Origin of the sequence: Desulfonatronum zhilinae (assembly GCF_900182865.1) — a bacterium.
GTDB lineage: Bacteria > Desulfobacterota > Desulfovibrionia > Desulfovibrionales > Desulfonatronaceae > Desulfonatronum > Desulfonatronum lacustre.
Window position 1 is genome coordinate 1 of sequence record NZ_FXUJ01000039.1, and the last position, 12,086, is coordinate 12,086.

Annotated in this window: 15 protein-coding genes; 14 read left to right on the forward strand and 1 reads right to left on the reverse strand. The window is 59.8% G+C overall.

Annotation, left to right across the window (positions count from 1 at the left end; translation table 11 throughout):
• Together AC559A_RS17900 and AC559A_RS17905 are read left to right on the forward strand one after the other, a co-directional pair.
• Nucleotides 1–297, forward strand: a 297-nt coding sequence (locus AC559A_RS17900; protein WP_498819059.1) for a hypothetical protein, incomplete at its 5' end; no start/stop codon positions are given.
• Between the two features lie 148 nt (nucleotides 298–445).
• Nucleotides 446–1,180 carry a metal-dependent hydrolase gene (locus AC559A_RS17905; protein WP_498819060.1) on the forward strand — a complete coding sequence of 245 codons (735 nt, stop codon included), beginning with the start codon at nucleotides 446–448 and terminating at the stop codon, nucleotides 1,178–1,180.
• A gap of 480 nt (nucleotides 1,181–1,660) precedes the next feature.
• On the opposite strand, the gene uvrC is transcribed toward AC559A_RS17905, so the two are convergent.
• Nucleotides 1,661–3,658, reverse strand: coding sequence for an excinuclease ABC subunit UvrC (uvrC, locus tag AC559A_RS17910; RefSeq protein WP_498819061.1), 1,998 nt, complete (start codon nucleotides 3,656–3,658; stop codon nucleotides 1,661–1,663).
• Nucleotides 3,659–4,006: 348 nt separating this feature from the next.
• Here uvrC and AC559A_RS17915 point away from each other — a divergent pair, with 348 nt between their 5' ends.
• The 12 genes from AC559A_RS17915 to AC559A_RS17970 all read left to right on the forward strand — a co-directional run bounded on the left by AC559A_RS17915 (nucleotide 4,007) and on the right by AC559A_RS17970 (nucleotide 11,882).
• Nucleotides 4,007–4,582, forward strand: coding sequence for a Na+/H+ antiporter subunit E (locus tag AC559A_RS17915; protein ID WP_498819062.1), 576 nt, complete (start codon nucleotides 4,007–4,009; stop codon nucleotides 4,580–4,582).
• Nucleotides 4,583–4,855: an MrpF/PhaF family protein gene (locus tag AC559A_RS17920; protein ID WP_498819063.1), complete on the forward strand. Its 273-nt coding sequence runs from the start codon at nucleotides 4,583–4,585 to the stop codon at nucleotides 4,853–4,855. It abuts the gene before it with no gap.
• Complete coding sequence (gene mnhG, locus AC559A_RS17925) at nucleotides 4,852–5,172, forward strand: monovalent cation/H(+) antiporter subunit G (RefSeq protein ID WP_498819064.1); 321 nt, start codon at nucleotides 4,852–4,854, stop codon at nucleotides 5,170–5,172. The genes AC559A_RS17920 and mnhG overlap by 4 nt, the downstream gene beginning before the upstream one ends.
• A gap of 3 nt (nucleotides 5,173–5,175) precedes the next feature.
• Nucleotides 5,176–5,421 (forward strand): hydrogenase subunit MbhD domain-containing protein, encoded by a 246-nt coding sequence (locus tag AC559A_RS17930; protein ID WP_028571201.1) that lies wholly within the window; start codon nucleotides 5,176–5,178, stop codon nucleotides 5,419–5,421.
• Nucleotides 5,418–5,720 carry a hydrogen gas-evolving membrane-bound hydrogenase subunit E gene (gene mbhE / locus AC559A_RS17935; RefSeq protein WP_498819065.1) on the forward strand — a complete coding sequence of 101 codons (303 nt, stop codon included), beginning with the start codon at nucleotides 5,418–5,420 and terminating at the stop codon, nucleotides 5,718–5,720. Before AC559A_RS17930 ends, mbhE begins: the two co-directional genes overlap by 4 nt.
• Nucleotides 5,717–6,187, forward strand: a complete 471-nt coding sequence (locus tag AC559A_RS17940) for an MnhB domain-containing protein (protein ID WP_498819066.1) — start codon at nucleotides 5,717–5,719, stop codon at nucleotides 6,185–6,187. The genes mbhE and AC559A_RS17940 overlap by 4 nt, the downstream gene beginning before the upstream one ends.
• 2 nt (nucleotides 6,188–6,189) lie before the next feature.
• The gene (locus tag AC559A_RS17945; protein WP_498819068.1) at nucleotides 6,190–6,558 is read left to right on the forward strand and encodes a cation:proton antiporter subunit C; all 369 of its coding nucleotides are present in this window, start codon (nucleotides 6,190–6,192) and stop codon (nucleotides 6,556–6,558) included.
• Complete coding sequence (locus tag AC559A_RS17950; protein WP_498819069.1) at nucleotides 6,555–8,051, forward strand: complex I subunit 5 family protein; 1,497 nt, start codon at nucleotides 6,555–6,557, stop codon at nucleotides 8,049–8,051. The genes AC559A_RS17945 and AC559A_RS17950 overlap by 4 nt, the downstream gene beginning before the upstream one ends.
• 12 nt (nucleotides 8,052–8,063) lie before the next feature.
• Nucleotides 8,064–9,599: a monovalent cation/H+ antiporter subunit D family protein gene (locus AC559A_RS17955; protein WP_498819070.1), complete on the forward strand. Its 1,536-nt coding sequence runs from the start codon at nucleotides 8,064–8,066 to the stop codon at nucleotides 9,597–9,599.
• On the forward strand, nucleotides 9,596–9,847 hold the full coding sequence (locus AC559A_RS17960; RefSeq protein ID WP_498819071.1) for a hypothetical protein: 252 nt from the start codon (nucleotides 9,596–9,598) through the stop codon (nucleotides 9,845–9,847). Before AC559A_RS17955 ends, AC559A_RS17960 begins: the two co-directional genes overlap by 4 nt.
• Nucleotides 9,837–11,567 (forward strand): Na(+)/H(+) antiporter subunit D, encoded by a 1,731-nt coding sequence (locus AC559A_RS17965; RefSeq protein WP_498819072.1) that lies wholly within the window; start codon nucleotides 9,837–9,839, stop codon nucleotides 11,565–11,567. The genes AC559A_RS17960 and AC559A_RS17965 overlap by 11 nt, the downstream gene beginning before the upstream one ends.
• A gap of 114 nt (nucleotides 11,568–11,681) precedes the next feature.
• Nucleotides 11,682–11,882 (forward strand): type II toxin-antitoxin system HicB family antitoxin, encoded by a 201-nt coding sequence (locus AC559A_RS17970; RefSeq protein ID WP_498819074.1) that lies wholly within the window; start codon nucleotides 11,682–11,684, stop codon nucleotides 11,880–11,882.
• Nucleotides 11,883–12,086: the final 204 nt, after the last annotated feature.

Sequence of the window (12,086 nt, forward strand, 5' to 3'; positions counted from 1 at the left end):
GTTTTCGGAGCATCGAAGTGCAAAAAATTGCCTTATATCATACACTTGGAGATCTGCCCGAACCAGTGTTCACCCACAAATTTTGCTGACGAGCCAACGACATTTGGAGTGGAAGCAAGCAATCGTACGGCTCCTGATCGTTTCGCGGTCCGTCGAGAGACGCTGCTGGTATTACCTGGAGGGCGCAAGCGAATGAAACAGGAGAAGGTGCCATCGCCGGGGAAAACGGAACCCGGCGATGAGGATCGGGTTCGGGTACAAACCCGCCTCTCAAGTTTCCACACTCAGGTACATTGAGAAATTTCCAATTCTCGCATATGAAAATCATCCTGCGATTGAACTTTTTGGTTCCTGCACTTGGTTTTTGAACGAATTGCCGACTTAGGATATGTAAAACCGCGCAGTGTCCTCTGATCTTCACCTCGACGTCAACAGGAGGCTCGTAATGGAACATCGACTGATCTGGCATGGACATGCCGCATTTCAGATTGTCACGCCCAGCCTGAGCGTGCTGATCGACCCCTGGTTCGACGGCAACCCGTCCTCGCGAACCACGCACGAAGCCCTGGACAAGGCGGATTTGGTGCTGATCACCCATGATCACGGGGACCATGTCGGTCAGGCCGTGGAAATCTGTCGCCGGACCGGAGCGCATCTTCTCGGCGTCGTGGAAACCGTGGCCAAGCTCAAAAACCTCGGCCTGCCCGCGGATCAGGTGGTCAACGGCATCGGCATGAACATCGGCGGCACGGTGTCCTTCCATACTCTCCAGGCGACCATGGTTCAGGCCCAGCATTCATCGGAAACCGGTCTGGCCGTGGGCTACATCCTGACCCTGGAAGACGGGACCTGCGTCTATCACGCAGGAGATACGGGCATTTTCTCGTCCATGGAACTCTTCGGGCGAATGTTCAACATCGACCTGGCCCTGTTGCCCATCGGCGGAGTGTTCACCATGGACCCCAGGCAGGCGGCCATGGCCTGCGCCCTGCTCCAGTGCGGGGAAGTCGTGCCCATGCACTGGGGGTCGTTCCCGGTCCTGGAGCAGAACTGCGACAGCTTCGCCGAACAATTGGGCATCCACGCCCCGAAAGTGCGGCTCAACGCCATGAAGCCCGGCCAGACCCTGATCATGGGCAAGCAGAACCTGGATTTTGTGGCCCGACTCGCCGGGGATTAGCAGTCCGTTGAAAAACTCCCAATTGCTGCGTCGCTGCAAAAAGTTCAAACTCTCACGTATGAATAAATACGCTTCGACCTTGAACTTTTTTTGCTCCTTGCACTTGGGGTTTTTGAACGGACTGCCGGATAAGGACTTTTTCAACACTCAGTTAGGGGAGTTGGCTGTTCTGAATTTACCGGAAGGATTGAGGGTTGATGATCTGTAACTACTCAGCACAAAGCAATGCTGTTGTCGGGGTCGGAATCGGAATCGGGATCGAAAACGCTGGGATGCGTTCTTAATTTTTCCTGTTTCGATTCCGATACCGACCCCGACCCCGATTGCCGGAACAAGAGCGGACGTAAAATGTGCTGAGTAGATACCAATTCTTTTTGATTTGAGATTTTTGGAGAATCATCCAGGGAACTCTGAAGTCATAAATCTGAAATAAACCGGCAATTTGGAAACGGCCATCTCCCTGGCTTGAAGTTTGGCGGGTCAGCCCTTGTCCCGGCCTTCCCGCAACCCCTCATAAACCTTCCCGGCCTTGTCCGCCCCCAGGCCGGGAAGGGCCGTCAGCTCTTCCAGGGAGGCCCGGGCCATGGCCGCGATGTCCGGGTAGTGGCTCCAGAGCAGTCTGGCGGTCTTTGGCCCCACGCCGGGGATGGCTTCCAGGCGGGTGTCCAGGGCCTTGCGTTTCCTGGCTTGGCGCTGCCGGGAGATCACGAACCGGTGTGCCGCGTCCCGGATCTGCTGCAAAAAAAGCAGTTCCCTGCTTCCGGGCCGAAGCGGGAGCGGATTCTTGCGGCCCGGTCGGAACACCTTGTCCTCCAGTTCCCCGCCCCGGCGGCCTGCCTTGGCCATGGCGGCCAGGTTCCAGGTTTGTTCCAGACCCGCGGCGGAACAGACTCTCTGCACCGCGGCGAGCTGCCCCAGGCCGCCGTCGATGAGCAGCAAATCCGGCCACGGCGGCCCGGCCTTGATCCGCCGCTCGGCCCAGTGGGCCAAGGCCAGGTAGTCGTCATGGGTTCCCTCCAGCTCGGGCATGGCGTGGACGCGATAGGCGTCCGTGCGCGGTCGCCCGTCTTCGAAAACCACCATGCCCACCCGGACGCCCTGCCCGCCCAGATGCGAGACGTCCACGGCCTCAATGCGCCGGACCGGGGCAGCCAGACGCAGGGCGTCGGCCAAAAGCGCGGCCAGGTCCGGCTCCCTCCGCTTCATGGCTTCCAGCGCGTTGGCCTCGGCCATGTCCACCAGCCGCCGCTCGGCCTCGCCCCGGGCCGCGGTCAGGCGGACCAGCGCGCCGCGGCGTTCGGCCAGCAACTGGACAATGGAGTCGTTCTCCACGGTTCCCGACAACCGCGCCGGCAGGACGATCCGCTCCGGGATGAACCGCTCCGGACCATAGAACTGGACCAGGAAGCTCTCAAGCACCTCGCCGCCGCCGTCCTCGTCCTCCAGACCGCCGACCGCTTCCCCCTCCATTCCGTCCACAGCCTGGCTCTGTTTGATTGCAGGGTGCTCCGCATTCTCGGCCAGCTGGGCTTCCAGGCCATCCATCATCCCGAGGGATGCCCGCTCGTCACCTCCAGACTCTTCCACCGCGGGCCAAAAAAAACTTTTGCTATCCAGAAGCCGCCCCTGTCGAATGAACAGGACGCTCAGCCCCACGCCACGGGCGTTGCGGACCAGGCCGACCACGTCCCGGTCCAACTCGTCGGACAGCACGACCACCTGGCGTTCCAGGGTTTGTTGAATCCCTTTGAGCAGGTCGCGAATCTCCGCGGCCTTTTCGTACTCCAGCCGTTCGGAGTGGTCCTGCATGCGCTTCTTGAGAAGTGCGGTCAGCTCCTTGGATCGACCGCCCAGAAACATCCGCACCCTGCGGACCATGTCCGCGTAGTTCTCCTTGGAGACCTCCAGCACGCACGGCCCGAGGCACTGGCCCATGTGGTGGTAAAGGCAGGGCCGGATCCGGTTGCGGAACACCGTGTCCTTGCAGCGGCGCAGCCTGAACAGGCGATGCACGGCCTTGAGGGTCTGGCGGGCGGCCTGGGAGGAGATGAACGGACCGTAGTACAGGGCCCCGTCCCTCAGCACCCTGCGCGTCAGGGTCAGGCGGGGGTACTCGGTCTGGGCGTCCAGTTTGAACAGCACATACTGCTTGTCGTCGCGCAGGCAGATGTTGTAACGGGGACGATGCTTCTTGATCAGGCTGGACTCCAGGAGCAGGGCTTCCTTCTCCGTGGTGGTGCACAGCGTGTCCACCGCCGCCGATTTGGCGACCATGGCCCGAGTTTTGAGCGGGAGCTGCGCTGGAGGCCGAAAGTAGGACGCCAACCGGCGGCGCAGGTTCTTGGCCTTGCCGACATAGAGAATCCGCCCCTTGGCGTCCTTGAACAGATAGACGCCGGGGCCTTCGGGATGGTCACGGGAGAGGGAAAACGACCGCGGCTCTTGGCGACCAAGGTGCGAAACAACGGGTTCAGTCATGGAAGTCGATGGGGTGAAGGAAGGTGGACGAAAACGACCAGAAGCACTGCATACTAGCGCTGACAGCCTCTGACCTCAACAACCAGTATCTTCGACGTGCAGTATCTTCACGTGCCAAGGTCGAGCCATCACCCACGAAAAGCGCCTTTCAATCGGCATAGCGCCCACCCGCATGCCCCCTTGTCCACGAAATCACAATCCAGCCGATAAATGACCTTTTTTTGGCTGATAATCTTGACAGCAGGCCCTGAAATAACATAAGCCCTGCCCACCTTGTTCCAAAATGTGCAAAGTTGTCCATGCAACGCAACCGTTCCTTCTTTCAACCGGGTGTTTCCCTTTAGCACAATGAACAACACATCCCTCTGGCTCCGCCATCGCGGGCTGATCCTCCAGATCCTGATTCTGTCGGCCATCTGGCTGATTCTCAGCGGCAGAACCGACGCCATCTACCTGCTCTGGGGAGCCATCTCCATCGCTTTCGTCATCTGGCTCAGCGGCAGGCTCAACGCCATCCCCCTGGCCAAGGACGAACCCTGCGGCTCGACCCGGATCATCATCCCCAGACTTATCGTCTATCTGTTCTGGCTGGTCTGGCAGATCATCAAGTCCGGCGTCTACGTGGCCTACGTGGTTCTGCATCCCAAGATGCCCATCGAACCGATGATCGTCCGCTTCACTTCCAAGCAGCCCAACGTTCTGGCCCGGGTCATTCTCGGCAATTCCATCACCCTGACCCCGGGCACCTTGACCCTGGACATTGACGACAATCTGTTCACGGTCCACGCCCTGACCCGGGACACCGAGGAGGACCTGGTCAGCGGCGACATGGAGGCCCGGGTGGCCCGGCTGTACATGCGGGAATGTGAGCGTGAGGACATGTGCTGCGACATTGAACTGATCACTTCCGGACGGGGGAAATAGATGCAGACCTTTTTCATCTCCATCGCCTTGGTTCTGTGCATTGCCCTGCTGATCCCGTTCTACCGGGTCTACAAAGGGCCGACGGTCTTCGACCGTCTTCTGGGAGGAGCCGCTGTCGGGGCGAAGATCCTGACCTTGATCCTGCTCTTCGGCCTGATGTTCGATCGTCTGGACATGTTCATCGACATCTCGCTGGGCTACGCCATCCTGAACTTCGTCGGCGTGATTGCCATGGCCAAATATTTTCGTTCCAGCGCGAGGGCCGCGAAATGACCTTTCTTCAAGACGCACTGGCCGTCATTCTCGTATTGGGCGGAACATTCTTCATGCTCGTGGGCAGCATCGGCATCAATCGTCTGCCGGACTTCTTCACCCGGGCCCACGCCGCCGGGAAAGTGGACACCCTGGGCATCTTGATGTTCCTGACCGGTTTGGCCGTTTTTGAGGGCTTTACCCTGACTTCAGCCAAACTGCTGCTGATCATCGTCTTCGTGGCCTTCACCAGCCCGGTCGCCGCCCACGCCCTGGCCCGCCGCGCCCTGCTCTACGGCATGAAACCCTGGTACGGAAACCGCAAGAACGAAGGCTGAGCCATGCACTGGATGATTGAGTTTCTTCTTTTCGTGATCCTGATCGTTTCCGCGGTCGTCGGCCTCTCGGTCCGCAACTTGCTGGCCGCAGCGGTCATCTTGACCATCTTCAGCTTTCTCACCGCGGCGATCATGGTCTCCCTGGGAGCCATCGACGTAGCCTTCACCGAGGCCGTGGTCGGCGCGGGCGCCGTGGGTGTGTTCAGCATTGTCGCCATCCTCATGACATCAAGGAAGAGTCGAGATTGAAAACACTTCAATATTTCCTCCTTCTGGCCTTTCTGGGCGTTTTGATCGTCGCGGTCACAAATCTGCCGCCCCGGGGCGACGTCACGTCTCCGGTGCACCAGCACGTCAACCCGGCGGGTACGGTGGTGGCTGGAACCTACTTCATCCAGCACGCCTATGAGGACACCAAAACCCCGAACATGGTCACGGTCATCCTTGCCGACTACCGGGCATTTGATACCCTGGGCGAGGTCATCGTTGTTTTTGCCGGCGGCATTGCCTGCTTTTTCATCCTGAACGTCGGGAGAAGAAAGCCATGAGCACCAGTAATAAGGAATTATGCAGTAAGGAAGCCGCAATGATGGCGCCCACCGAGAGCCCCATCATCCACTTGGCCAGTCGCGGCATTTCCCCGGTCATCCTGCTCATCGGCCTGTATGTCTTTTTTCACGGTCACTACAGTCCCGGAGGGGGCTTTCAGGGCGGCGTGCTCCTGGCCGCGGCGATTTTGCTGCTGCGTTTAAGCCTGGGCACTTCCCTGTCCCAGCCGATCATGCCCTCCTGGATCACCCTGCGGCTCAGCGCCCTGGGAGCGCTGATCTTCGCGGGAATCGGCCTGGTGGCCATTCTCTTCGGCGGCAACTTCCTGGATTATCACTACCTGCCCATGCCGTGGCTCGAACCAGCCTACCTCCGCTATTACGGCATCCTGATGATCGAGGTCGGCGTAACCATAACCGTCATGACAACGCTGGTCGCCATCTACGACGACCTGCTGGGATGTTGAGCATGCTCGAATTCATCCAAGGCTATTACGCCTACATCTTTCTGGCCACGGCGTTCACCATCGGCCTCTACGGGATGATGGTCAAACACAACCTGATGAAAAAGGTTCTGGGGATGTCCATTGTCGCCGCGACCACGATCATGTTCTGGATCGTCGGCGCCTACAAGGAAGGCGCGGGGGTCACGGTTCTGGATCCGCGTTACGGGGTGGAAAATCCGGAGATGTACCTCAACCCCCTGCCGCACACCCTGATGCTCACCGCCATCGTCGTGGCCGTGGTCACCCTGGGCGTGGCCCTGGCTTTGCTCATCGGCATCTACCGGGAATTCAAAACCCTTGACGAACCAACCCTCCTGGAGCGGATGAAATGATCAGCTCCCAAGCTCCCGTCCTCATCCCGATCACGTTCCTCTTCGCGGCCATGCTCGTCCCCCTGGTGGGGGCCATGCATCGCGCCGCGGCGCACCTGACCGCGGTCCTGGGATCGGCCTTGGCCCTGTATTTTTCCGTAATCGGCATGCAGGCCACCCTGGCCCAGGGTCGGATCAGCTACCACATCGCCGGTTGGATGCCGCCCATCGGGATCGAATTCGTCCTGGACCCCCTCTCCGCCTTTGTCTGTACCCTGCTTTGCGGCGTGACCTTCATCGTGATGGTCTTCGGCAAACGCAGCGTGGAATACGAAATCCCCCAGAAAGAGATCGCCTTCTACAGTCTGTCCATGCTCCTCCTGGGCGGACTGGCCGGGATGGTGATGACCGGCGACCTCTTCAACCTCTACGTTTTCCTGGAGATCGGAGCACTGGCCGGATACGCCCTGGTCGCCATCGGCGACAAGCGGGCCGTGGTCTCGGCCTTCCGCTACCTGGTCATGGGCACCGTGGGCGCGACCTTCTACCTGTTGGGAGTGGCTCTGATTTTCATCAGCACCGGCACCCTGAACATGGCGGATATCGCCGAGCTGATGCCCCTGGTCCAGGATTCACCGGCAGTGATCGTCGGCCTGGTGCTCATCGTCCTGGGCACGGCCCTGAAGATGGCCCTCTTTCCGATGCACGCCTGGTTGCCGGACGCCTACACCCATGCCTCCACCACGGCCACGGCCCTGATCGCGCCCATCGGCACCAAGGTTTCGGCCTATGTCCTGTTACGGGTCCTGTTCTTCGTGGTGGACCCGGACTATCTGCGCAACGAACTGGATATCCTCGCGATCATCGGATACCTGGGCGCGATTGGAATCATCTGGGGCTCGATCATGGCCATCTGTCAGTCCGAGCTGAAACGAATGCTGGCTTACAGCAGCGTGGCCCAGGTCGGGTACATCGCCGTGGGCATCGCCTTGGCCTCGCCCCTGGGCTTCATCGGGGCCATCCTGCACGCCCTGAATCATGCCGTGATGAAGTGCTGCCTCTTTTTGGTCAGCGGCAACATGCGCCTGCGCCTCGGCCACAGTTCCATCCCCCTGATGACCAACGGCCTGCGCAAATCCATGCCCTGGACGTCCGCGGCCTTCACCCTGGCCGCCATCTCCATGATCGGCCTGCCGCCCACGGCCGGCTTCTTCGGAAAGTGGTATCTGGCCCTGGGCGCCATTGAACAGTCCCACTGGATTTTCCTCACGGCCCTGCTGATCAGCACCATTCTCAACGTCGCCTATTTTTTCCGGGTGATGGAGCGGATGTACCTCAAACCGCAGGAAACCGGCGGCGTGGACTACAGCGAACAGACCATCGCCCGCAATGAAGCCCCGGCGTCCATGCTCATTCCAACCCTCTTTCTGGCCATCAGCCTCCTGGTGCTGGGCTTCGCCAACGCCTGGATCGTCACCAACCTCATCGTGCCCATGATCCCCGGCTGGCTCTAAGGGACTACTAAAATGCACGAAATCGTCACCTATACGTCCTCGGTTCCCTTTCTGGCGGTCCTGGTTTCCCTGGCAGCGGTCCCGCTGATCTATGCCAGCACCAACCGGCCGAACATGCGCGAGTTCTGGACCCTGGCCGCGGCGTTCATCAAGTTCCCGTTGGTTCTGTCCCTGCTGCCCGGCGTCATGGCCGGAGAAGTGGCGGAATTCACCATTGTCCAGATCTCGGCCTCTCCGGTCATCGCCCTGAAGCTGCGGGCCGATGCCGTGGGCATGCTCTTCGCCGTGGTCGCTTCGGGCCTGTGGATTCTGACCTCGTTCTACTCCATCGGCTACATGCGCGGGGCCAATGAGAAAAAGCAGACCCGCTACTTCGCCAGCTTCGCGGTCTGCCTCTCGGCCACCATCGGCATCGCCTTTTCGGCCAACCTGCTTACCTTTTTGATTTTCTACGAAATCCTGTCCCTGGCCACCTATCCGTTGGTCATCCACAAGGAAAACAAGGAGGCCATGCGCTCCGGACGGCAGTATCTGCTCTACGCCATGTCCGCAGGCGTGGTGCTCATCGCGGCCATCGGGATCACCTATTCCATCGCCGGCACGCTGGATTTCAATCCCGGCGGAATCTTCGGCGGGATCGTGCTCGACCCCGTACTGATCAAGGTGGTCTTCATCCTGTTCATCGCCGGGGTGGGCGTAAAAGCCGGCATCATGCCCCTCCAGAGCTGGCTGCCCGCGGCCATGGTCGCCCCGACCCCGGTCTCCGCCCTGCTCCATGCGGTGGCCGTGGTCAAGGCCGGGGTTTTCGGCGTAATCCGGGTCGTGGGGTTCATTTTCGGGCCGGAAGTGATGCATGAATTCAGCCTGAACCTGATCCTGGCCACCTTCTCCGGAGCCACGGTCATCCTGGCATCGCTGATCGCCCTGAATCAGGACGACCTGAAACGTCGGCTGGCCTATTCCACGGTGGGGCACCTGTCCTACATCGTGCTCGGCGTGGCCCTGCTCACTCCCGAGGGCTTCACCGGCGGGCTGCTGCACCTCTCCAACCACGCCACGACCAAGATCTGCCTCTTTTTCTGCGCCGGGGCCATCTACGTCAATCTGCATAAAACCAAGATATCCCAGCTGGACGGAATCGGCAGGGTGATGCCCTGGACCATGGGAGCCTTCACCATCGGGGCCCTGGGCCTGGCCGGCGTGCCGCCCATCAACGCCTTTGTCAGCAAATGGTTCCTCTGTCAGGGGGCCATGGCCGCGGACCAGACCATCATCCTGGGCATCTTCCTGCTCAGCGGTCTGCTCAACGCCGCCTACTTCTTTCCCATCGTTCAGCGAGCTTTCTTCCGCCCCGGCGGCAAGGACCTGGAAAAGCATGGGGAGGCCTCACTGTTCATGGTCGTGCCCATATGCATCGTCGCCACGTTGTCCGTCGTGCTGGGCCTGCAGCCCAATTTTATTCTCAACATGTATGACCTGGCAGCGGGCATCTCGCAAAGCGTCTTCCAGCTGCCGGCAATCTTCACCGCTTCGGGAGTCTGGCCATGAAAAAGTGGCACTGGATCGTTCTACTCGGCCTCACCTTGCTTTCGGTCATCGGCCAATTCATCGAACACCATTACTGGTGGGAAGCCATTCCCGGCTTTTTCGCCGTATTTGGATTCGGCGGCAGCCTTGTGCTCATATTCGTGGCCAAATTCTGCGCGAACCTGTTCATCGCCCAGAAGCCCAACTACTATGACGCTCTTCAGCAAGACCAAGATACCGATCAGGAAGTGAACACCAATGCCCATTGAACTGCCTCCGGTTCTCGTCATGTGGCTGGGGCTGATCATCCTGCCCCTGTTGCCCAAGAACGCCCGGCCCGCGGCCTTCCTGGCATTCCCCATCGCCGCGTTGATCCTCATCCTGACCATTCCCCTGGGAACCGTGGTCACCATGCCCTTTGCCCATTACGAGTTGGTGGTCCTCCAGGTCACCCAGCTCAGTCGGGTCTTTGGGATCATCTTCGCCCTGATCGCCTTTTTCTGCGGGGTGTACGCCCTGCACATGCGCGAAACCGGGCAACAGGCCGCGGCCCTGCTGTACGCCGGCGGCGCCCTGGGCGTGACCTTTTGCGGCGACTTCTTCACCCTGCTGGTCTGCTGGGAAATCATGGCCGCCGGTTCCACCTATCTGATCTGGGCGCAGCGCACCAAGTCCTCCCAGCAGGCCGGTATGCGCTATCTGCTGTACCACCTGTTCGGCGGCAGTCTCCTGCTGGCGGGAATCATCGTCCACGCCCAGTCCACCGGCTCGCTCTTGTTGCCTGAAAATGGATTCGCTCCCGGTGAATCCCTGGCCGCCTGGCTGATGTTCTTCGGCGTGATGATCAACGCGGCCATGGTCCCCCTGCATGCCTGGCTGCCGGACGCCTATCCCAAGGCGACCATCACCGGAGCCTGCGTTCTCAGCGCCTTCACCACCAAGGTCGCGGTCTACGTGGCCATCGTCCTCTTTCCCGGCTGGCCGATCCTGATGATCATGGGCGTGGCCATGGCCCTCTGGGGCGTCAGCTACGCGTTTTTAGCCAACGATATTCGGGCAATTCTCTCCTACCATATCATCAGTCAGGTCGGATACATGATCGCCGCTGTGGGCATCGGCACGGAATTGGCCCTCAACGGCGCCGCGGCCTTTGCCTTCAGCAATATCCTGTATAAGACCCTGATGTTCATGGCCACCGGCGCCGTGCTCTACGCAGCGGGCACCAGCAAGCTCAGCGAGTTGGGAGCCCTGGCGTCGCGGATGAAATGGGTCCTGGTCCTGTACATGGTCGGGGCTCTGTCCATCTCCGGCTTTCCGCTGTTCATGGGCTTCATCAGCAAGACCATCATCATCACCGCGGCCGGGGAAAGCTCCGCCTACGCCGTGAAATTCCTGCTCATCTTCGCTTCCGTGGGCACGTTTCTCTCCGTCGGCATCAAGCTACCCTACTATACCTGGTTCCATGAAGAGAAAACGCACCACGCCCAGCTGCGGCCCATCCCCACGGGCATGTTCGCGGCCATGACCGGCGTGGCCGTGCTCTGCGTGATCTACGGCGTCTTTCCCGGGCTGCTCTATGCCGAACTGCCCTATTTCATGGACTTCACCCCGTTCGCCATCCCATTGCTGGTGGAAACCACTCAGATCCTGATCTTCACGTTCCTCGGGTTCTGGCTGGTCCGGGCCAAGCTGACGCCCAAGGACAAGATCTCCCTGGACGTGGACTGGTTCTATCGCCGCTTGGCCCCGTACCTGCGCCGGGTCTTCATCGGCTGGGTGAACGTCTTCTTCGACACCGCGGAACGACTGAGCTTCCGCTTCGCCGACTTCGTATCCTTCCTTTCGTCCGACCCCATGCATGTTTTGCGTACCCTGCATCGACCGTTGCGCGACTTCGACGCGGACGCCGACCGTCAGCCCTTGAGTACGCCCATCACCCTGACCTTGCTGGTCACGGTTGCCGTAGCAGCTTGGAGCCTCTGGCGCTGATGCCCTCCATTCGCAAACATTGACCTCACCAAGCGGGCTTCGTAAAAGAAGCCCGTTTGTTTTTTCAAGCCCGACTCTTCACAGAGGGCACAGCCAGCCGAAAAAGGACGTTACATGAGATACTCCGTAAATATCCAAAAAACCGATGAAGGATATTCCGTTCGGGTGCCCGGCCTTCCAGGGTGCTGGTCGCAAGGGACCACGGAAGAAGAAGCCCTTGAGAATATCAAGGAAGCCATCGAAGACTATGTTCATGTCATGGACTTGCTGTCCGCGGAAAAGAAAGTACGGTACGTAGAAGTCGCTCATGCCTAAACTTGCCGGGATCAACCACCAACGAGCCGTTAAGATGTCCCTGCAAAAAGTCAGCGGCAATTATGCGGCCAGCCCCCAGCGATGCCCCTGGTAGGTGTGCTGAAGGGGGCGAACCGGAGCAGTTGAGCTGAAAAGGCGATAAAAAGGTGTCCTGAGAAAGTAATTTGACAGTAATTTGCTCTTTGACATGGCTTCCCGCGTCTT

What these genes read in the sequence shown, in the direction of transcription:
- AC559A_RS17950 (WP_498819069.1), top strand. Translation starts at nt 6,555, where the DNA reads ATGATCAGCTCCCAAGCTCCCGTCCTCATCCCGATCACGTTCCTCTTC.
- AC559A_RS17905 (WP_498819060.1), top strand. Translation starts at nt 446, where the DNA reads ATGGAACATCGACTGATCTGGCATGGACATGCCGCATTTCAGATTGTC.
- AC559A_RS17960 (WP_498819071.1), top strand. Translation starts at nt 9,596, where the DNA reads ATGAAAAAGTGGCACTGGATCGTTCTACTCGGCCTCACCTTGCTTTCG.
- AC559A_RS17920 (WP_498819063.1), top strand. Translation starts at nt 4,583, where the DNA reads ATGCAGACCTTTTTCATCTCCATCGCCTTGGTTCTGTGCATTGCCCTG.
- AC559A_RS17955 (WP_498819070.1), top strand. Translation starts at nt 8,064, where the DNA reads ATGCACGAAATCGTCACCTATACGTCCTCGGTTCCCTTTCTGGCGGTC.
- AC559A_RS17965 (WP_498819072.1), top strand. Translation starts at nt 9,837, where the DNA reads ATGCCCATTGAACTGCCTCCGGTTCTCGTCATGTGGCTGGGGCTGATC.
- AC559A_RS17945 (WP_498819068.1), top strand. Translation starts at nt 6,190, where the DNA reads ATGCTCGAATTCATCCAAGGCTATTACGCCTACATCTTTCTGGCCACG.
- AC559A_RS17970 (WP_498819074.1), top strand. Translation starts at nt 11,682, where the DNA reads ATGAGATACTCCGTAAATATCCAAAAAACCGATGAAGGATATTCCGTT.
- AC559A_RS17940 (WP_498819066.1), top strand. Translation starts at nt 5,717, where the DNA reads ATGAGCACCAGTAATAAGGAATTATGCAGTAAGGAAGCCGCAATGATG.
- uvrC (WP_498819061.1), bottom strand. Translation starts at nt 3,658, where the DNA reads ATGACTGAACCCGTTGTTTCGCACCTTGGTCGCCAAGAGCCGCGGTCG.
- AC559A_RS17930 (WP_028571201.1), top strand. Translation starts at nt 5,176, where the DNA reads ATGCACTGGATGATTGAGTTTCTTCTTTTCGTGATCCTGATCGTTTCC.
- AC559A_RS17915 (WP_498819062.1), top strand. Translation starts at nt 4,007, where the DNA reads ATGAACAACACATCCCTCTGGCTCCGCCATCGCGGGCTGATCCTCCAG.
- mnhG (WP_498819064.1), top strand. Translation starts at nt 4,852, where the DNA reads ATGACCTTTCTTCAAGACGCACTGGCCGTCATTCTCGTATTGGGCGGA.